The 17,055-nt window shown below is 71.0% G+C and carries 20 protein-coding genes; 2 read left to right on the forward strand and 18 right to left on the reverse strand.

All coding sequences use genetic code 11. The annotated features are described in order from the left end of the window. Positions 1-56: 56 nt before the first annotated feature. From GA707_RS02845 to GA707_RS02900, 12 genes are all read right to left on the reverse strand, one after another. Positions 57-551, reverse strand: a complete 495-nt coding sequence (locus GA707_RS02845) for a MarR family winged helix-turn-helix transcriptional regulator (RefSeq protein WP_226963484.1) — start codon at positions 549-551, stop codon at positions 57-59. Continuing rightward, complete coding sequence (hemB, locus tag GA707_RS02850) at positions 548-1,531, reverse strand: porphobilinogen synthase (RefSeq protein WP_152176867.1); 984 nt, start codon at positions 1,529-1,531, stop codon at positions 548-550. Before hemB ends, GA707_RS02845 begins: the two co-directional genes overlap by 4 nt. Next, positions 1,528-3,087, reverse strand: a complete 1,560-nt coding sequence (locus tag GA707_RS02855) for a uroporphyrinogen-III synthase (protein ID WP_255425032.1) — start codon at positions 3,085-3,087, stop codon at positions 1,528-1,530. Before GA707_RS02855 ends, hemB begins: the two co-directional genes overlap by 4 nt. An 86-nt stretch (positions 3,088-3,173) precedes the next feature. Beyond that, positions 3,174-4,130: a hydroxymethylbilane synthase gene (hemC, locus tag GA707_RS02860; RefSeq protein WP_152176868.1), complete on the reverse strand. Its 957-nt coding sequence runs from the start codon at positions 4,128-4,130 to the stop codon at positions 3,174-3,176. Then, entirely contained in the window at positions 4,127-5,458 is a 1,332-nt protein-coding gene (locus GA707_RS02865) for a glutamyl-tRNA reductase (RefSeq protein ID WP_152176869.1), read from the reverse strand. The genes hemC and GA707_RS02865 overlap by 4 nt, the downstream gene beginning before the upstream one ends. Continuing rightward, on the reverse strand, positions 5,455-6,135 hold the full coding sequence (locus tag GA707_RS02870; RefSeq protein WP_152176870.1) for a redox-sensing transcriptional repressor Rex: 681 nt from the start codon (positions 6,133-6,135) through the stop codon (positions 5,455-5,457). The genes GA707_RS02865 and GA707_RS02870 overlap by 4 nt, the downstream gene beginning before the upstream one ends. Before the next feature lie 96 nt (positions 6,136-6,231). Then, positions 6,232-6,465, reverse strand: a complete 234-nt coding sequence (locus GA707_RS02875) for a glutaredoxin family protein (protein WP_370459975.1) — start codon at positions 6,463-6,465, stop codon at positions 6,232-6,234. A 33-nt stretch (positions 6,466-6,498) separates the two neighbouring features. Next, positions 6,499-7,965 carry a lysophospholipid acyltransferase family protein gene (locus GA707_RS02880; protein WP_152176872.1) on the reverse strand — a complete coding sequence of 489 codons (1,467 nt, stop codon included), beginning with the start codon at positions 7,963-7,965 and terminating at the stop codon, positions 6,499-6,501. After that, positions 7,965-8,945, reverse strand: a complete 981-nt coding sequence (locus GA707_RS02885; protein WP_152176873.1) for an NAD-dependent epimerase/dehydratase family protein — start codon at positions 8,943-8,945, stop codon at positions 7,965-7,967. The genes GA707_RS02880 and GA707_RS02885 overlap by 1 nt, the downstream gene beginning before the upstream one ends. 120 nt (positions 8,946-9,065) lie before the next feature. Then, positions 9,066-9,164 carry a 30S ribosomal protein bS22 gene (locus tag GA707_RS02890; protein ID WP_003792170.1) on the reverse strand — a complete coding sequence of 33 codons (99 nt, stop codon included), beginning with the start codon at positions 9,162-9,164 and terminating at the stop codon, positions 9,066-9,068. Between the two features lie 120 nt (positions 9,165-9,284). Continuing rightward, positions 9,285-9,485 (reverse strand): helix-turn-helix domain-containing protein, encoded by a 201-nt coding sequence (locus GA707_RS02895; RefSeq protein WP_152176874.1) that lies wholly within the window; start codon positions 9,483-9,485, stop codon positions 9,285-9,287. Positions 9,486-9,676: 191 nt separating this feature from the next. Further along, the gene (locus tag GA707_RS02900; protein ID WP_152176875.1) at positions 9,677-10,873 is read right to left on the reverse strand and encodes an acetoin utilization protein AcuC; all 1,197 of its coding nucleotides are present in this window, start codon (positions 10,871-10,873) and stop codon (positions 9,677-9,679) included. Positions 10,874-10,914: 41 nt separating this feature from the next. Here GA707_RS02900 and GA707_RS02905 point away from each other — a divergent pair, with 41 nt between their 5' ends. After that, positions 10,915-11,583: a TrkA family potassium uptake protein gene (locus tag GA707_RS02905; protein WP_152176876.1), complete on the forward strand. Its 669-nt coding sequence runs from the start codon at positions 10,915-10,917 to the stop codon at positions 11,581-11,583. 9 nt (positions 11,584-11,592) lie between these two features. On the opposite strand, the gene GA707_RS02910 is transcribed toward GA707_RS02905, so the two are convergent. The 5 genes from GA707_RS02910 to GA707_RS02930 all read right to left on the reverse strand — a co-directional run bounded on the left by GA707_RS02910 (position 11,593) and on the right by GA707_RS02930 (position 15,559). Continuing rightward, on the reverse strand, positions 11,593-12,096 hold the full coding sequence (locus tag GA707_RS02910; RefSeq protein ID WP_152176877.1) for a GNAT family N-acetyltransferase: 504 nt from the start codon (positions 12,094-12,096) through the stop codon (positions 11,593-11,595). Between the two features lie 70 nt (positions 12,097-12,166). After that, the gene (locus GA707_RS02915) at positions 12,167-12,736 is read right to left on the reverse strand and encodes an N-acetyltransferase (RefSeq protein ID WP_152176878.1); all 570 of its coding nucleotides are present in this window, start codon (positions 12,734-12,736) and stop codon (positions 12,167-12,169) included. An 18-nt stretch (positions 12,737-12,754) separates the two neighbouring features. Next, positions 12,755-13,609, reverse strand: coding sequence for a pyrroline-5-carboxylate reductase (gene proC, locus GA707_RS02920; RefSeq protein ID WP_226963486.1), 855 nt, complete (start codon positions 13,607-13,609; stop codon positions 12,755-12,757). Between the two features lie 5 nt (positions 13,610-13,614). Further along, positions 13,615-14,568, reverse strand: a complete 954-nt coding sequence (locus GA707_RS02925; RefSeq protein WP_152176879.1) for a proline dehydrogenase family protein — start codon at positions 14,566-14,568, stop codon at positions 13,615-13,617. 10 nt (positions 14,569-14,578) lie between these two features. Then, entirely contained in the window at positions 14,579-15,559 is a 981-nt protein-coding gene (locus GA707_RS02930) for a diacylglycerol kinase family protein (protein WP_152176880.1), read from the reverse strand. A gap of 88 nt (positions 15,560-15,647) precedes the next feature. On the opposite strand from GA707_RS02930, the gene GA707_RS02935 reads away from it, so the two are divergent. Continuing rightward, entirely contained in the window at positions 15,648-16,124 is a 477-nt protein-coding gene (locus tag GA707_RS02935; protein WP_152176881.1) for a cupin domain-containing protein, read from the forward strand. A 49-nt stretch (positions 16,125-16,173) separates the two neighbouring features. Here the strand turns inward: GA707_RS02935 and GA707_RS02940 are convergent, their stop codons facing one another. Then, entirely contained in the window at positions 16,174-17,010 is an 837-nt protein-coding gene (locus GA707_RS02940) for a sugar phosphate isomerase/epimerase (RefSeq protein WP_152176882.1), read from the reverse strand. Between the last annotated feature and the right edge of the window lie 45 nt (positions 17,011-17,055).

Genomic DNA, 17,055 nt, shown 5'->3' on the forward strand with positions numbered 1-17,055 from the left:
TCTCGGACAAGGTCCGGTGGGGGTCGGACATGATCTCCTCGGTCATCGCGCGCTCCTCATCGCCACCGCCGGGCACGGCCACGCGCGCGCACCAGCGCCATGGCCTCGCCGACCGCCCGGAACTGCTCCGGGGTGAGCAGGTCGACGAAGTGCTCGCGCACGCTCTCGACGTGCAGACGGGACAGGTTCTCGATCGTCTCGCGGCCGGAGTCGGTGAGGGTGAGCTCGACACCGCGACCGTCTTCGACACAGGCCTCCCGCGTGACCAGACCGCGACGCTCGAGCCGGCTCGCCGTATGCGTGACCCGGCTCCGGGACTGGACGACCAGGTCCGCCAGGGCCGACATGCGCATCCGCGTGCCCTCGGCCTCCGAGAGCATCGACAGGATCTCGTACTCCGAGAGGGAGATCCCGTGCTCGGCCAGGTCGGCGTCGAGTGCCACCTCGAGGAGTCGGGCGCCGTGCAGGTAGGCCCTCCAGGCCACCTGCTCCTCGTCGCTGAGCCACCTCGGCTCGGGAGTCATCGCCGCCGGCGGAAGGACCTCGCTCATCGGGGAAGCACCGCAGCCGCCTCGAGGGCGAAGTACGTCAGGATGATCCGTGCACCCGCGCGCCGGATGCTCAGGAGCGACTCGAGCATGGCGCGCTCGCGGTCGATCCAGCCGCGCTCGGCGGCGGCGACCAGCTGGGAGTACTCCCCGGAGATCTGGTAGGCGGCCACCGGGACGGTCGAGACCCGCGCCGCGTCGGCGACGATGTCGAGGTGCGGACCGGCGGGCTTGACCATGACGATGTCCGCGCCCTCCGACAGGTCCAGCTCGATCTCGCGCAGTGCCTCACGGGCGTTGGCCGGGTCCTGCTGGTAGGTGGCGCGGTCACCGACGAGGCTGGAGGCGACGGCCTCGCGGAACGGTCCGTAGAGCCCGGAAGTGTACTTGGCCGCGTAGGCGAGGAGGATCACATCGTCGTGTCCGTGCGCGTCGAGGACCCGCCGGACCGCCCCCACCTGACCGTCCATCATCCCCGAGAGCCCGAGCACGTGAGCGCCCGCAGCCGCCTGGGCCAGGGCCATCGCCTCGTAGCGCTCGAGCGTGGCATCGTTGTCCACCCGGCCCTCCTCGTCGAGCACGCCGCAGTGGCCATGGCTGGTGAACTCGTCCAGGCAGAGGTCGGCCATGACGACGAGCTCGTCTCCCACCTCCTCGCGGACCGCGCGCAGGGCGACGTTGAGGATGCCGTCCGCGGCGTCGGCACCGGAGCCCTGTTCGTCCTTGTCCTCCGGCACGCCGAAGATCATCAGCCCGCCGAGTCCCGCGGCGACGCACTCGCGGGCCAGCTCGACGAGGCTGGGCACGGTGTGCTGCAGAACGCCGGGCATGGCGGAGACCGCGACCGGCGCCTCGATGCCCTCACGCACGAACGCCGGCAGGACGAGCTCGGCCGGGTGCAGCCTCGTCTCGGCGACGAGACGACGGACCGCGGCCGACTGGCGCAACCGCCGCGGCCGGTGAGCCGGGTATGCGGTGGTCACCGGGCCTCCGACGAGCTCCGCTTGGGCCGACGTCGGCCGGGCGAGCGGCGCATACTCGGTCTGCGGACCTCTTCGCCCGCGGCGCGCGCCGCGGCCGCCAACCCGGCGCCGTGGTCCGCGAGGGCGTCGACGAGTGCGACGGCACTCGCCTCGGGGGCCAGCACGTCGACGCGCAGGCCGTGTTCCTCGGCGGTCTTCGCCGTGGCCGGGCCGATGCACGCGATGACCGTGCTCACGTGTGGCTTGCCCGCGATTCCCACGAGGTTGCGCACGGTCGAGCTGCTCGTGAACAGGACGGCGTCGAAGGCGCCGGTCTTGATCGCCTCGCGGATCGCCGCCGGGGGTGGGGCGGCGCGCACGGTCCGGTACGCGGTGACGTCGTCGACCTCCCAGCCCATCTCCTGCAGACCCGCCACGAGAGTGTCGGTCGCGATGTCGGCCCGCGGCAGGAGGACCCGGTCGATCGGGTCGAGCACGTCGTCATAGGGCGGCCACACGTCGAGCAGTCCCTTGGCCGACTGCTCGCCGCTCGGAGTCAGGTCGGGTTCGATACCCCAGGCGCGCAGGCTGTCGGCCGTCACTCCGCCGACGGCCGCGATCTTCAGGCCGGCGAAGGCGCGCGCGTCCAGCCCGCACTCCTCCAGCTTCTCGCGAACCGCCTTGACGGCGTTGACCGACGTGAACCCGACCCACTCGTAGCGTCCGGTGACCAGACCTCGGATGGCCTTGTCCATCTGGTGGGGCGTGCGTGGCGGCTCGACGCTGATGGTGGGGACCACGGTCGCCGTCGCCCCGTGTGCGGCGAGCCGGGCCCGGACGGACTCCGACTGTTCCTTCGTGCGCGGGACGAGGACGTCCCAGCCGAAGAGGGACTTGGTCTCGAACCACGAGAGCTCGGAGCGCAGCCCGACCGTCGGTCCCACAACGGCCAGCGCCGGGAAGGTCGTCGCCGGGAGCTCCTCGGCGATCTGGTCGAGGGTGGTGACGATCGTGTGCTGGCGCACCACGGTGCCGTTCTCGGTGAGGGCGACCGGCGTCTCCCCGCCGCGACCCAGCTCGATCAGTCGCGCCAGGGAGGCGCCCAGGACGTCGGGAGTGCCGAGGAAGACGATCGTGGCGGCCTCGTCCTCGGCGATCGTGGCGCTGACGGCCTCCGGGCCGTGACACACGTGCACAGCATGCGAGGCACCAGTGGTCAGGGGGATGCCGGCATAGGCGGGCACCGCGTTGACGGCGCTCACGCCGGGGACGATGTCGAACGCGATCTCGGCGCGATGGCAGGCGAGGGCCTCCTCGGCCAGCCCCGCGAACATCGTCGGGTCACCGTCGAGGAGCCGCACCACCAGGCCGCCGGATGTCTCCTGCGCGGCCTTGACCACGAGCTTGGCCAGTCCGGCGTGGGTGAGGCGACGGCCGTGGTCGCCGTGGCTCAGGCTCGTCGTCCCCGCGTCGATGACGGTGACGTCCTCGCGCGCGAAGCGCTCGAGGAGGGTTTCGCGGGCGATGTGGTCGATGATGACGACGTCGGCACGGGCGAGCAGGTCCGCGGCGGCCATCGTCAGCAGGGCGGGGTCGCCAGGTCCGGCGCCGACGAAGGCCACACGCCCGGCAGGGCCGGGGGGCGGGGGTGCGGAGCGGGGGCTCACTGGGGGTCCTCCAAGGACGTCGGGGTGGTCATCAGGTCGCCGGCGCCGTCCTCGATGAGGAGGTCGGCGAGCCGTCGGGCGAGGCCGTGGGGGTCATCGGGGTCCCCCACGGCCGAACGTCTCAGCTCCGCGCTGCCGTCGGGCGCGACGACCGCGGCCCGCAGGGACAGCTCGAGCGCGCCGTCGCCCTCGGCCGCCTCACCCTCGACGATCTCGGCGAGGGCGCCCACCGGGGCCGAGCATCCCGCCTCGAGCAGAGCGAGCACGCCGCGCTCGGCCTCCACGCAGACACGGGTGTCGGAGTCGTCGAGCGGTGCGAGGATCTCACGCAGGTCGGTGCGGTCGGTGCGGCACTCGACGGCGAGGGCACCCTGCCCCGGCGCGGGGAGCATCTGGATGGGGTCGAGCACTTCGCTCACGCGGTCGCCGAGCCCGAGCCTGCGGAGACCGGCATGCGCGAGGACGACCGCATCCACGGCACCGTCGGTGACGAGTCTGAGCCTGGTGTCGACGTTGCCGCGGACGTCCTGGGGCTCGAGGCCCCAGCCCAGGGCCCTCAGCTGCGCGGCCCGGCGAGGCGAGCCGGTGCCGACGCGGGCACCGGGCCCAAGCTCGGCCAGGGCGCGGCCGTCGGCGGTCACCACGGCGTCCCGGGGATCCTCACGCCCGGGGATCGCGGCCACGATGAGGTCCGGATGCGGAGCGGTGGGCAGGTCCTTGAGCGAGTGCACGGCGAGGTCGATCTCCCCGCGGACGAGAGCCTCGCGCAGGGCCGCGGCGAAGACCCCCGTGCCGCCCAGGGTCACGAGCGGAGCCCGCGAGACATCACCTTCGGTGACGACCGGCACCAGCTCGACCTCGTGGCCGAGGGATCGCAGGGCGTCCGCGACGTGGCCGGACTGGGTCGTGGCGAGGGCGCTGCGGCGGGTTCCGAGACGCAGTGGGGCGCTCATGACCACGCCCCCGGCTGCCTGTCGGGCACATCGGCCGCGATGAGGGTCTCGCGCGTGCCGGCGCGATGGGTGGGTCCCGGGAGGTCGAACAGGTCCGACAGGGCTGCGGCGTACGACACGCTCTCCCCCGCGCCCGCGAGCTCGCGCACCCTCGTGGTCGGGGTGTGCAGGAGCTTGTCGACGATGCGGTGCACCGTGCGGTCGACCTCCGCGCGCTGCGCGTCGGACAGATCCGGGGTGCGGCGCCAGAGGCGCACGAGCTCCGCCGAGACCACTCCCGCGGCGTGGTCCCGGAGCGCGGTGACCGTCGGCCCCACGGCGTCACCGGCCCGTGCGGCGAGGAACTGCTCGACCTCGGCGACCACGATGCCCCGGGCCTGGTCCACCGCGGGCGACAGAGTGGTCGCGGCCAGGGCGGAGCCCAGCTCGTCGAGACCGAGACGACGCACTCCGGTCAGAGCGTCGACCTCGGTGGCGACGTCGTGCGGGAGTGCGAGGTCGACGTAGAGCTGGGGCCGGCCGGCCCGCGCAACCTGAGCGTCGACCGCTTGCGGCAGCGTCACGACGGCACCCATCGCACCGGTGGACGCGATGACCACATCGGCCTCCGCCAGCGCCTTGTCGAGCTCGTCGACCGGCCTGGCAGTGCCGTCGACCCGGGCGGCCAGCCGCTGGGCGCGGTCGAGGGTGCGATTCGTGACGGTGACGAGCGCGCCCTGCCGCTGGGCCGTCGTCGCTGCGAGGGCGCCCATGCCCCCGGCGCCGATGACGAGGGTGCGCAGCCCGTCCACCGTTCCGAACATGTCCTCGGCGACGGCGAGACCGGCTTCGACGAGACTGTGGCTCACGGCGTCGATCGCCGTATCGGTGTGAATCCGCTTGCCGACTCGCAGCGACTGCTGGAGGAGCACGTTGAGTGCGGGGCCGACGTGACCGCGGTCCTGGGCTCGGGCCAGGGCAGCTCGCAGCTGTCCGAGGATCTGGGTCTCCCCGACCGCCATGGAGTCCAGTCCGGCGGCCACGGTGAAGGCGTGCTCGACCGCGCGGTCGTCGTAGTGGATGTACAGGTGGTCGCGGAGGGTGCTCCTGCCGACTCCAGTCAGAGCCGAGAGACCGCCGGTGAGAGCCTCCAGGGCACCGTGAAAGGTCGCCGCCTCGACGTACAGCTCGGTGCGGTTGCACGTAGACAGGACCACGACCTCCTCGATGTGGTCGGTTCCGTGCAGCGCGGTCTCGAGAGCGTGCCGTCGCTGCTCGTCCAGGGCGACCGACTCGAGGATCGGGAGAGGAGCACTGAGATGAGAGACGCCGACGACGAGAAGGGTCATGGGATCACCGTCCGCAGGCCGGACAGCAGCGCTCGGTCGTGCTGCAGCTGGTGGAAGGCGAGGATCTGAACCTCGGTCGCGAGGTCGACCTTGCGGACGCGCACGCCGTCGGGCACCTCGATCGACGTCGGAGCGAAGTTCAGGATCGAGCCGATCCCGGCCGCCACGACGGCATCGGCGACCTCCTGAGCCGACCGGGCAGGAGTGGCAACGAGCGCGATCGCGACCCCGCGCTCGCGCGCGATCCGGGGCAGGTCGGCCATCGGCTCGATCGCCAGACCGGCGACCACTCGGCCGAGCACCGCGGGGTCGCGGTCGAGAAGCGCGACGACCTGGATCCCGCGGCTGGTGAATCCGTTGTACGCGGCCAGCGCGCGACCCAGGTTGCCCATGCCGATGATCGCGACCGCCCAGTCATGGGTCAGCCCGAGGGCCAGCGAGATCTGGTAGGAGAGGTGATCGACGTCGTAGCCCACGCCGCGAACCCCGTAGGAGCCGAGGTGGGACAGGTCCTTGCGCAGCTTGGCCGAGCTCACGCCGACCAGGGAGGCGAGCTCCTCGGAGCTGACCCTCACCGTCCCCGACTCCGCGAGCGCGGTCAGCGCCCGAAGGTACTCGGGCAGCCGGGTCACCGTCGCGTCGGGGATACCCCGCCGCTGTGTCGCATTGCTGCTCACGGCCGGCCGCGCCTCCTGGTGTCGGATCGCCTGCGGGCCGCACCGCGCACCCTGGCGTCCGCTCCACGGTACGCCCTTGTGAACCGATGCACAAAGTCACAAACCGCCGGTGAGAGCGTTCCTGAGACGGTCGGGACTCACCCGCCAGTAGTCGTGCCGGCGACCGTCCACGAGAGTGACCGGGATCATCTCGGCGTACTGCTCCACCAGGCCCGGATCGCTGCGGACGTCGACCTCCTCGAACGCTTCACCGAGCTCCGCGGTCACCGTCGCGATGATCGCCCGGGCGTCGTCGCACAGGTGGCACCCGGGGCGTGAGATGAGCGTCACGCGCGGCGTCGTCATCGTGGGACCGGCCGCGTCCTAGAAGAAGACCGAGCGGCGCTGCATGAGCAGGGAGTACAAGGTCTGCTGGATGGTTTCGCGCACCTGGTCGGTCAGGTCGAACACGAGCATGGGGTCCTCGGCACCGGCCGGCCCGATCGAGCTCGTGTCGAGGGGTTCCCCGAAGGCGATGATCCACTTGCTCGGGAGCGGGATGAGGCCGAGCGGGCCGAGCAAGGGGAAGAACGGGGTGACGGGGAAGTACGGAGCACCCAGGAGCCGGGCGATGACCGACATGTTGCCGATGAGCGGGTAGATCTCCTCGGCGCCGACGATCGAGCAGGGCACGATCGGCACTCCGGTCCGCAGCGCGGCCGCGACGAACCCGCCCCTGCCGAAGCGCTGCAGCTTGTAGCGCTCCCCGAACGGCTTGCCGACACCCTTGAAACCCTCGGGATAGACGCCGACGAGCTCACCCTGTCGCAGGAGCCGCTCGGCGTCGGCTCCGGTGGCCAACGTCGAGCCGGTCCGACGGGCGCTGCGTCCCACGAAGGGAAGCTGGAAGACCAGGTCGGCGCCGAGCATCCGGAGGTGGCGGCCGTCCGGGTGGGCGTCGTGGATGGCGATCTGGGTCATCAAGCCGTCGACCGGCACGGTTCCGGAATGGTTGGCCACGATCAGCGCGCCGCCGGATGCGGGGATGTTCTCGATGCCGCGCACCTCGACGCGGAACCATTTCTCGTACAGGGGGCGCAGGAGCGGGAGCCAGACGTTCTCGGTGAAGTCCTCGTCGAAGCCGAACTCGTCGACCGTGTAGTCGCCGGTCGCCCGCCGTCGCAGGAAGGCAAGCGTGCGCGCCACCTGCTCCTCGGCCTCGGACGAGGAAAACCCCATGGCCGCGGCTCCGACCCGAAGGGCGTCGGCGAGCATGGAGACGGCCTGCTCGATCGACCGAGGCACGGGAGCCATCCGAGGGGCCGCCGGCTTCTCACCGAGGTCGGGCACGACCCTCAGCCGCCGCTCGGATGCGGCGGCGGCAGAGCCGGACCGCGCCCCGGAGGTCTCCGCCCGGGGGTCGCCCGGGGGGGCCACGGTGGCACGCAGCAGCGGTGACGCGGTCCTCGGCTCACTGGCCGCACGAGTGAGGCCGGCGTCGAGAGTGCTCCGACCCGATGCCGCACCCGCAGCCGCGGGGGTTGCTTTGGCAGCCGCTGTCTTGCCGGGGGCCACCTTCTTCGTGGCAGCCGTCTTCTTCGCGGCGGCCTTCTTCGGAGCGGTCCTCGTCTTCCGCGCGGTCGATCCTGTCTCCGCAGGAGTCTTCGGGCCTGGTGCCTGGTTCGTGTCCGGAGCCCGTTTCGTGGTCGTCGCCCTCGCTCCGGCCTTCTTCGGTGTCGTTCCCTTCGGTGCGGCCTTGTTCGGTACGGCCTTGTTCGGTGCGGCCTTCTTCTGGGCCGACGTCGTCGTGGACCGCTTCTTCGCGGGTGCGTTGTCCGTGGTGCCGGCCATCAGGCGCTCCTCCCAGAGAGCTGGAAACCGGACTCGCGGACCGCAGTGGCGAAGCTCTCGAACGCCTGCCGGGTCGTGTACTGCGGCTCGAAGCCGAAGGACTCGCGCATGCGGGTGGTGTCGACCCCGCGGCCGTAGGACAGCAGACCCATCTGGTCGGGCGAGAAGTCCGCCAGACCGAAGCGTTTGAACACCCCGCCGACGACACCGGCCGCCTGGGCCAGCACCGGCATGGAGGGGCGCCCGAGCATCGCGATCGCCTGGGAGAGGGTGATGACGCCGTCACCCGCGATGTTGACGATCCCGTCGTCCGTGCCGGTGGCCGAGGCGATCATCGCCCTGACGAGGTCGTCCTCATGGAGGAACTGGAGCCGCGCCTCGAAGCCGAGGGGCGTCGGGATCACCGGGAGAGTGAAGTAGTCGGTCATCGACGTGCGGATCTCCGGTCCGATGGCGTTGGCGAACCGGAGCAGGTGGATGGCGGTGTCCGGCCGACGGCGCGAGAAGCCGCGGACATAGCCCTCCACCTCCATCGAGTCCTTGCCGAACCCTGCGCGGGGCTGGCGCATCGGGCCCATGTCCTCGGTGAACATCGCGGGGTCGCGGGAGCTGGAGCCGTAGACGGCGGTGGAGGACTTCACGACGAGGCGACGCACCGAGTCGGCCTTCTGACAGGCCGCGAGGAGCTGCATCGTCCCGATGACGTTGATCTCCTTCTGAGAGGCCCTGCCGCCGACGAAGGTGGGCGTCGCGATCACGTTCATGTGCACGACGGTGTCGACGTTCTCCGAGGAGATGATCTTGCTGATCACCGGGTTGCGGATGTCGGCGCGAACGAACTCGGCGTCACCGAGGTCATGCGTCGGAGGGATGACGTCAACCCCGATCACGTGGTCGACCTCGCCCGACGTCGACAGCGCCCGGGCGACCCGGCCGCCGAGATAGCGCGACACTCCGGTGAGGAGAACGACTTCAGCCATGGGGCCCAGCCTACGGGGCGCGGAAGGACCGGCCATGCGCCGAGGCCGCGTCACCCCCGGGGTGACGCGGCCTCGAAGGACGCGCTGCGCACCCACGACGCGAGCGGGGTGCGGCGATGGTCACTTCTTGTTGCGACGCTGATGACGCGTCTTGCGCAGCAGCTTGCGGTGCTTCTTCTTCGCCATGCGCTTGCGGCGCTTCTTGATGACTGAACCCATGGGTTACCTCGTTCGTGATCGGCTCGGATCCCTCGTCGACGGGACACCGGACCGTGCACACGCCGAACAGCAGCGTTCACTGTACCGCTGACGTGGAGCGGCGCCCAAACCGGCCGGCTCTCAGGCGGTGTCGACGAACGAGTCGCGCAGGTAGTCCTGGACCGCACTCTCGGGAACCCGGAAGGAGCGACCGACGCGCACGGCGGGGAGCTCGCCGGCGTGGACCATGCGGTAGACCGTCATCTTCGAGACCCGCATGATCTTCGCGACCTCGGCGACGGTCAGGAAGGAGACGTCACCGAAAGGGCGGTCGGTCGACATGGATCACCTCGGGGTGTCGGGGCGGATCGCTCCGCGGGTGCGGCAGTGAATCTGCCTGGGGAAACCATAGGGGCAGATGTGACCCGTGGGAAGTCAGCAGCGGATAATTTGTCCGCACGTCCACTCGACACGCCGGTCGCCGGCCACAGAATCCGTGCCGGTCCACATCGTGCCGTGCGTCGACGTGCGGGTCAGTCGAAGTGATGGTCGAGGCCGTGGTGGGCGAAAGTCGCCTCGCGGGCCGCCAGGATCGCACGGTCGGTCGGACTCTCCGGGTTGTAGCCCATGGACCACGGCTGGACCCAGATCGGCAGTCCGCTCGCCGGCACGTCCCCCATCCGTCGGGGCCCGGGCCGCCCGGTGCGCCGGGCGACGTACTCCCGCCAGGAGAGCGGCGTCTCCTCAGCGGGGTCGATCGGGCGGTGGGCCGCGATCGCGGTCAGGTGGGTCCACGCCCGGGGGACGACGTCGATGGCCTCGTAGCCGCCTCCGCCCAACGCAACCCATCGGCCTCCGCACACCTCGTGGCTGAGTCGGTGCATCGCCTCGCCGGCCTGCCGTTGGGCGTCGACCGTGACCGCCATGTGAGCGAGCGGGTCGTCCACATGGGTGTCGCACCCGTGCTGGCTCACCAGGATGTCCGGCTTGAAGGCCCGGACCAGGGGCTCGGCCACCGAGGTGATCGATCTGAGCCAGGCCGAGTCGGTCACCCCGGGAGGGAGCGCGACGTTGATTGCCGTCCCCTCGGCATGCTGTCCGCCGATGTCCGCCGGCCACCCCGTGCCGGGGAAGAGGATGCGACCGTTCTCGTGTACGGAGATGGTCAGAACCCTGGGGTCGTCCCAGAAGACCGTCTCGACGCCGTCGCCGTGGTGGACATCGACGTCGACATAGGCGACTCGCTGGGCGCCGTTGTCGAGGAGCCACTGGATTCCGACGGCGATGTCGTTGTAGATGCAGAAGCCGGAGGCACGGTCGCGCATCGCGTGATGCAGGCCTCCGCAGAAGTTCACCCCGTGCATGGAGTCGCCCCGCCAGACCCCCTCGCACACCAACCGGGTGCCCTCGACGACCCGGGCACTCGCCTCGTGCATCCCGAGGAACGCAGGATCGTCATCGGTCCCGAGACCTCGGCGCGGGTCGGCGCTCGAGGGATCGAGGCCGGCTTCCTTGACCGCTGAGATGTAGTCACGGTCGTGGACCGTCGCGAGCACGTCGTCCGACGCCTCGCACGGTGAGACGACCTCGACCTCAGGCAGGTCGAACAGCCCGAACGACTCGCACAGCCGGGCCGTCAGCTCCAGCCGCAGCGGCGTCATGGGGTGCCCCTCGCCGAAGTCGTATGCGGTGAAGTCGTCGTCCCAGATGACCCGCGTCGTTGCTGCCATAGCCTGCACGCTACTCCTTGCCGCGGGCTAGGCTTCCCGCCATGTCGAAGAGTCGCCTGTACGACGACGACGTGCTCGTCATCGGCCTCGGCCGGTTCGGTGGGGCCGCTGCGGTGGAGCTGCAGAAGCTCGGTCACCGGGTGCTCGGCGTCGAGATCGACGGGGCTCTGGCGGAGAGCTATCTCGGTCGACTGACGAGGGTCGTACAGGCCGATGCGGCCGAGGCGCGCATCATCGACACGGTCAAGGCCCGTAGCTTCAGCATCGCCGTCGTGGGCATCGGGTCCTCCGTCGAGGCCTCCGTCCTGGCGTCGGCCAACCTCGTCGACGCCGGCGTCGAGTCGATCTGGGCGAAGGCGCTCTCCCCCGAGCACGGACGCATCCTCGAGCGGATCGGGGTGCACAACGTCGTGCGCCCGGAGGCCGACTCGGGTCGACGCGTGGCCCACCTCGTCAACGGAAAGCTCCAGGACTTCATCGAGTTCGACGACGGGTTCGCCATCATCAAGATGCGCCCGCCTCAGGAGACCCTGGGCTTCACCCTCGAGCAGAGCGCCCTGCGCAGCAAGTACGGCGTCACCGTAGTCGGCGTGAAGTCACCGGGTCAGGACTTCACCTACGCGATCCCCCAGACCAAGGTCATGCAGGGCGACACCCTCATCGTCGCCGGCAAGACCGAGTTGCTGGAGAAGCTGGCCGCCCGGCCCTGACCGCACCCGTCAGTCAGCGAGCGAGAGGACCATCGCGATCTCCTCGTCGCCGTCCTCCTCGCTCTCGACCCGCACCGGACGACGCTTGTCGGTCGGGCGGAACCCGAAGCCGCTCGCGAACGCGACAGCCCGGCCGTTGTCCGTGCCGACCCAGTAGTAGAGATGGCTGTGGCCCTGCTCGGATGCGTTCTTCGCGCCAGCACTCACGAGTTTGGTGGCGATGCCCTTGCCGCGCAGGGCGGGCGAGACCCAGAGGCCGAAGAGCTCGCCCTGACAGCCGTCGTCGGTGTCGACCTCGCCGACGCTCGCGATCCCGACCGGTTCCCCGTCACACTCGGCCAGGAGGCGCTGGGACCGTCGCATCCGCAGTCGCCAGTACTCCTCGTCGTAGTCGGACTCCTCGTCGTACGAGGCGACGAACGCCTCGGGCGACTCCTGGAGCGCCGCCAGGCGCACGGAGCGGTACTGGTCCCACTCCTCCTCGGTCAGCTCGCGCACGGTGATGTCAGCCATATCGACGATTCTCACACGGTCGTCGTCGGGGCGGGGGATCGGGTCCCGCCGCGTTGGACGACTGCGCACGTCAGCCCCTGTCCGGTTCGTCACTCCTCCGCTCGGACGGGACGTCGAGCTCGAGCGCCATCTCCACCTCGACGACGTCATCGTCCCAGGGCATGACCGCCTCGGCCCCGGTGCGGTGGAAGCCCAGCCGGCGATAGCAGCGCTCCGCACGCACGTTCTCCTCGGCCACCTCGAGCGCGACGGTCCCCCAGCCGTCGGCGCGGGCCGACTCGACGGCCGCGTCGATCAACGCATCGGCGACCCCCCTCCCCCTGGCCCAGCCAGCCACCCACATCTGGGTGATGTGGATGCGGTCGTCGGGGGAGTCCGGGACCCGCCACAGCGCGACGAGACCCACGGGTGCGGGAGGTCGCTCCGGGTCGGGTGAGAGCGGCGCCCGAGCGATCCACGTCGGCCAGTCCAACCGGTCCCGCCAGTCCTCCTCGAGCAGGGCCGCGGCCTGCGCATACGTGGTCCAGAACGCCCGGGGGCTGTCGATCAGCGCCGCCAGACGGACATCCCGGTAGGTCCGCCAGTCGCGCGGACCGACCCGGTGGACCTGCAGTCCGGGAAGGGCCGCTCTCCCGATCATGGAACCGTCACCCCGGGGCTACTGGCCGCTCAGCTCGGCGGACCGCGCCGCCGCGGCCTCCATGGCCGTGATGAACGCGGCGCGCACCTTGTGGTCGTCCAGCTGCCGCAGGGCTGCGGCGGTCGTGCCGCCGGGGCTCGTGACCTGCTCCCGGAGGACGGTGGGGTGCTGCCCGGTCTCCTTGATCATCGTGGCCGCCCCGAAGAGCGTCTGGACGACGAGCTCGGTCGCCGTGGCGCGCGGCAGACCCAGCACCACTCCGGCCTCGATCATCGCCTCGACGACATAGAAGACGTAGGCCGGACCGCTGCCGCTGATCGCGGTCACGGCGTCCTGGTACTTCTCGGGGACCTCGATCGCCCGTCCGCAGGACTGCAGCAGCTCCATCGCCTCGGCCATGTGCTCCGCCGTGCAGTGTCCACCGCTCGACAGCGCCGCCATCCCCTGGTCGACGAGGGCCGGCGTGTTGGGCATGACCCGGACCACGGAGGACCCGTTGGGCAGGTGGCTCTCGAGGAACTGGGTCGTGATCCCGGCGGCGAGGGAGACGACGAGGTTCCCCGGCCGGACGTGCTCGGAGATCTCGAGGAGCAGACCTGCCATGTCCTGGGGCTTGACGACGAGGACGAGCACCTCGGCCAGCTCGGCGGCATCGACGTTGTCGAGGATCCGGACGCCGGGGTACCGGTCGCGCAGCTCATCGATGCGCTCCGGTCGACGCTCGGTGATGACGAGGTCCTCCGCGCGGCGTCCGGCCCGGAGCAACCCCGACAGCAGCGTCTCGCCCATGACCCCGGCCCCGAAGATGGCCACGGTCGCACGGGTGCCCTCGTCACGGCTGACGTCGGTGGTCCTGGTCCCCTCGGATGTCACGGGGGTCACCCCTTCGTGGCGAGGGCGCGAAGGAAGAACGCCGTGTTCGCGGGACGCTCGGCCATACGGCGCATGAGGTAGCCGTACCACTCGTCGCCGTAGGGGACGTAGACACGCATCTGGTTGCCTCGGTCCGCGATCCGCTTCTGCTCCTCGGGCCGGATGCCGAACAGCATCTGGAACTCGAACGTGTCCGGGTCGCGGTCGTGGGAGTCGGCCAGCGACTGCCCGATCGCCACGAGGCGAGGGTCGTGCGTCGCCAGCATCGGGTACCCCTCCCCCGCCATGAGGATCTTCAGGCAGCGGACGAACGCGAGGTCGACATCGGCACCGTCCTGGTACGCCACCGACTGCGGCTCCTTGTAGGCCCCCTTGCACAGCCGCACCCGGCTGCCCGGACCCGCGAAGTCCCGGCAGTCCCCCTCGGTGCGACGCAGCTGGGACTGGAGCACGATGCCGACCCAGGGGAAGTCCTCGCGCAGGGTCCGGGCCGTCTCCAGTGTGCGATCGGTCGTCGTGTGGTCCTCCATGTCGAGGGTCACCGTCGTGTCGGCGTCCTGCGCGGCCGCGCAGATGGCCCGCGCGTTGTCCAGGGCGATCGCGTCTCCGTCGCGTTCGAGGGACTGCCCGACCGCACTCAGCTTGAGGGACACCTCGGCCTGTCCGTGCTGGCTGAGGTTCTCCTCCCTGAGCCTCCGGAGCAGGGAGAGATAGGCCTCGCGCGTGTGGTCGGCCTGGTCCGGGTCGGTCGTGTACTCCCCGAGGTAGTCGATGGTCGCGACCCGCCCGGTCTGGCGCAGGACCGAGGTGACGCGCACCGCGTCCTCGGTTCCCTCACCGGCGACGAAACGGGTCACCACACCGCGGGAGATCGGCGCCGTGACGACCGTGCGGCGGACGAGGTCGGACTCGCTGAGCTGGAGCAGGCCGGCGCGAAGGATGTCGGCTGGGTCGATCATGGCCCTCAACCTACTCGGTCGACCGTCCGTGGCCCGGCGTGAGCGTCTGCCCGGGCACCGAGCGACGGGCAGGGACGAGCATGCGATAGGCGGCAGGCTCGACCCGCCACGTGCGGGAGCGCAAGGGGTGCGACAGCTCACCGTCGGTGTTGACGGTGAACGTGCCGTTCGATGCCCGCACGGTGACCTCCCGGGCGCGCGTACGCACGACGTCGTCGAGCTCCTGATGCCGCCCACGACGCATCGCCAGCCCGTACCGGATCCGGGCGGCCCGGCCGATCGCGAAGGAGACAGCGACGTCGATCAGCCCGTCGGAGGCGTCGGAGTCGGGCGCGATGCGGGCACCGCCCCCGATCGTCCGGCCGTTGGCCACCGCGACCTGCAGCACCCGCCGCCCACCGCCCGCGATCGTCAGGCCGTCGGCGACGACGGTCAGCCGCCACCCCTCGGTGGTGAACAGCGCGAGAACCGCGCCCACCGCATACCCGAGGACGCCGAGTCCGACCTTCGACAACCGGGCCTTCCACGGCCGGGCCCGCTCTCCCGCCTCGGCGCCCACGCCCACGTGGGCGACATTGACGACCAGACCGCCTGTCTCGTCGCGGACCACGTCGATGGGTTCGGTGCAACCCCCGAGCACGACGGCTGCGGCCTCGCCCGGGTCGCGCGGCAGGTCCAGGGCCCGGCTGAAGTCGTTGCCGGTGCCGAGCGGCAGCAGACCCACGACCGGGGCCTCGGCTCCGTCCCTCTCGGAACCCAGCCGTCCGAGCGCGTCGAGCGCACCCACGAGCGCGTGCAGGCTCCCGTCGCCGCCCGCGACGACGACGGGAACCCCGGGGCGGTCCGCGACGGTCGTCAACAGCTCGTCCTCGTCACGAGTGCCCACGACCTCGACCTCCGCGCCCTCGCGAAGCACCTCGACAGCCTCCTCGATGGCCCGCTCGTCGGCGGTGCCGGCTGCGGCGTTGGTGATGAGGAGGATTCGGTTCATGGGGACCATCATCCCCGGCGTCCCTCCTCGTCTACGGTGGGAGGGAGCAGTCACGACCGACGACCGGTCACCCCGAAGGAGGATCCCCATGTCCGTCGACGACATCGGCCCCCGGCCCAACGCCTTCGACATCGAGACCGCGACCCGCGAGAACTCGACCTACCGCACCGTCGTGTGGACCGGCGCCCACCTGCAGGTGACCCTCATGTCGATCCCCCCGGGATCCTCGGTCGGCCTCGAGGCGCACCCCGACACCGACCAGTTCCTCCGGCTCGACGCCGGCCGGGGACGGGTCACGATGGGACCGAGCGAGGACGACCTGTCGTTCGTGCAGGAGGTCGAGGACGGGTGGTGCGTGACCGTGCCGGCCGGCACGTGGCACGACATCGTCAACATCGGCGAGACGGACATGCGGCTGTATGCGATCTACGCCCCCGTGCACCACGCCGCCGGGATCGTCCAACAGACCGCACGGGATGCGGAGCGGGACGAGGAGGACGGCACCGACGTCCCGCCGTCCTGGGCCGTGGCCCCGCAGACCTCCTCGGACGAGCACGGCGGCTGACGGCTCAGCCGCCAGGTGCCGGCTCCGCGGGAAGTCCGGAGCGAGCGGGCTACCGGCCCACGGGCGCGGCGAAGTTCAGCCGGGCGAAGGCGAGTGACTCGGCAAGGTCGATCTCGCGCTGCTCCGGTGTCAGCTTGCGGGTGCCGACCTCGACGACGATCGCCCCGTCGAAACGCTGCCGGGCCAGGATCTCGAGCAGCTCCCCGCACGGCTGCGTCCCCCGGCCCGGCACGAGGTGCTCGTCGCGGACCGAGCCCAGCCCGTCGGCGAGGTGGACGTGCCGCAGCCGCTCGCCGAGGGCCCCGGCCATGGCGAGCGCGTCGCTGCCGGCGGTGGCGGTGTGCGACAGGTCGAGGGTGACGTGGGCGTAGTCCTGGGTCGTGGGGTCCCAGTGCGGCAGATAGGCCTCGAGCTCACGCCGTTGCCCGGCCCGCCGCCCGGCCCGCCACGGGTACATGTTCTCGACGCACAGCTCGATCCCGCTGGAGCGCTCCCGCTCGGCGACGCCGTCGGCGAAGGACTCGGCATACCCCTTCTGCCACCGGAACGGCGGATGCAGGACCACGACGCGCGCGCCGACCTCGAGCGCGAGGTCGATCGAGCGGTCCACCTTGGTCCACGGGTCGGAGCCCCAGACGCGCTGGGTGAGGAGGAGGGTCGGGGCGTGGATCGAGACGATCGGCAGCTCATGCAGCTCGGAGAGCGCACGCAGCGCCCCGGCCTCCTGCGTCACGGGGTCGGTCCACACCATGACCTCCATGCCGTCGTAGCCGAGCTGACGGGCCAGGGCGAAGGAGGACGCGCACCGGTCGGGGTAGGTCGATGCGGTCGAGAGGGCGATCGGGGCGGTCGGGCGTCCCGGGCGGCTCGGGTAGGTGGCGGACATCGGCTCTAGCGTCGCACGGGTGCGGTGGGTCGCGACGGGCGGACC

Origin of the sequence: Nostocoides sp. F2B08 (assembly GCF_009184895.1) — a bacterium.
Classification (GTDB): domain Bacteria; phylum Actinomycetota; class Actinomycetes; order Actinomycetales; family Dermatophilaceae; genus F2B08.

Excerpts from the sequence above, each read along its gene's own strand:
- GA707_RS02930 (WP_152176880.1), bottom strand. The coding sequence starts at position 15,559 with ATGAACCGAATCCTCCTCATCACCAACGCCGCAGCCGGCACCGCCGAC.
- GA707_RS02940 (WP_152176882.1), bottom strand. The coding sequence starts at position 17,010 with ATGTCCGCCACCTACCCGAGCCGCCCGGGACGCCCGACCGCCCCGATC.
- GA707_RS02890 (WP_003792170.1), bottom strand. The coding sequence starts at position 9,164 with ATGGGTTCAGTCATCAAGAAGCGCCGCAAGCGCATGGCGAAGAAGAAG.
- GA707_RS02845 (WP_226963484.1), bottom strand. The coding sequence starts at position 551 with ATGAGCGAGGTCCTTCCGCCGGCGGCGATGACTCCCGAGCCGAGGTGG.
- GA707_RS02865 (WP_152176869.1), bottom strand. The coding sequence starts at position 5,458 with ATGACCCTTCTCGTCGTCGGCGTCTCTCATCTCAGTGCTCCTCTCCCG.
- GA707_RS02915 (WP_152176878.1), bottom strand. The coding sequence starts at position 12,736 with ATGATCGGGAGAGCGGCCCTTCCCGGACTGCAGGTCCACCGGGTCGGT.
- GA707_RS02900 (WP_152176875.1), bottom strand. The coding sequence starts at position 10,873 with ATGGCAGCAACGACGCGGGTCATCTGGGACGACGACTTCACCGCATAC.
- GA707_RS02855 (WP_255425032.1), bottom strand. The coding sequence starts at position 3,087 with ATGGCCGCCGCGGACCTGCTCGCCCGTGCCGACGTCGTCATCATCGAC.
- GA707_RS02925 (WP_152176879.1), bottom strand. The coding sequence starts at position 14,568 with ATGATCGACCCAGCCGACATCCTTCGCGCCGGCCTGCTCCAGCTCAGC.
- hemC (WP_152176868.1), bottom strand. The coding sequence starts at position 4,130 with ATGAGCGCCCCACTGCGTCTCGGAACCCGCCGCAGCGCCCTCGCCACG.
- GA707_RS02910 (WP_152176877.1), bottom strand. The coding sequence starts at position 12,096 with ATGGCTGACATCACCGTGCGCGAGCTGACCGAGGAGGAGTGGGACCAG.
- GA707_RS02895 (WP_152176874.1), bottom strand. The coding sequence starts at position 9,485 with ATGTCGACCGACCGCCCTTTCGGTGACGTCTCCTTCCTGACCGTCGCC.
- GA707_RS02880 (WP_152176872.1), bottom strand. The coding sequence starts at position 7,965 with ATGGCCGGCACCACGGACAACGCACCCGCGAAGAAGCGGTCCACGACG.
- GA707_RS02885 (WP_152176873.1), bottom strand. The coding sequence starts at position 8,945 with ATGGCTGAAGTCGTTCTCCTCACCGGAGTGTCGCGCTATCTCGGCGGC.
- GA707_RS02935 (WP_152176881.1), top strand. The coding sequence starts at position 15,648 with ATGTCCGTCGACGACATCGGCCCCCGGCCCAACGCCTTCGACATCGAG.
- GA707_RS02905 (WP_152176876.1), top strand. The coding sequence starts at position 10,915 with ATGTCGAAGAGTCGCCTGTACGACGACGACGTGCTCGTCATCGGCCTC.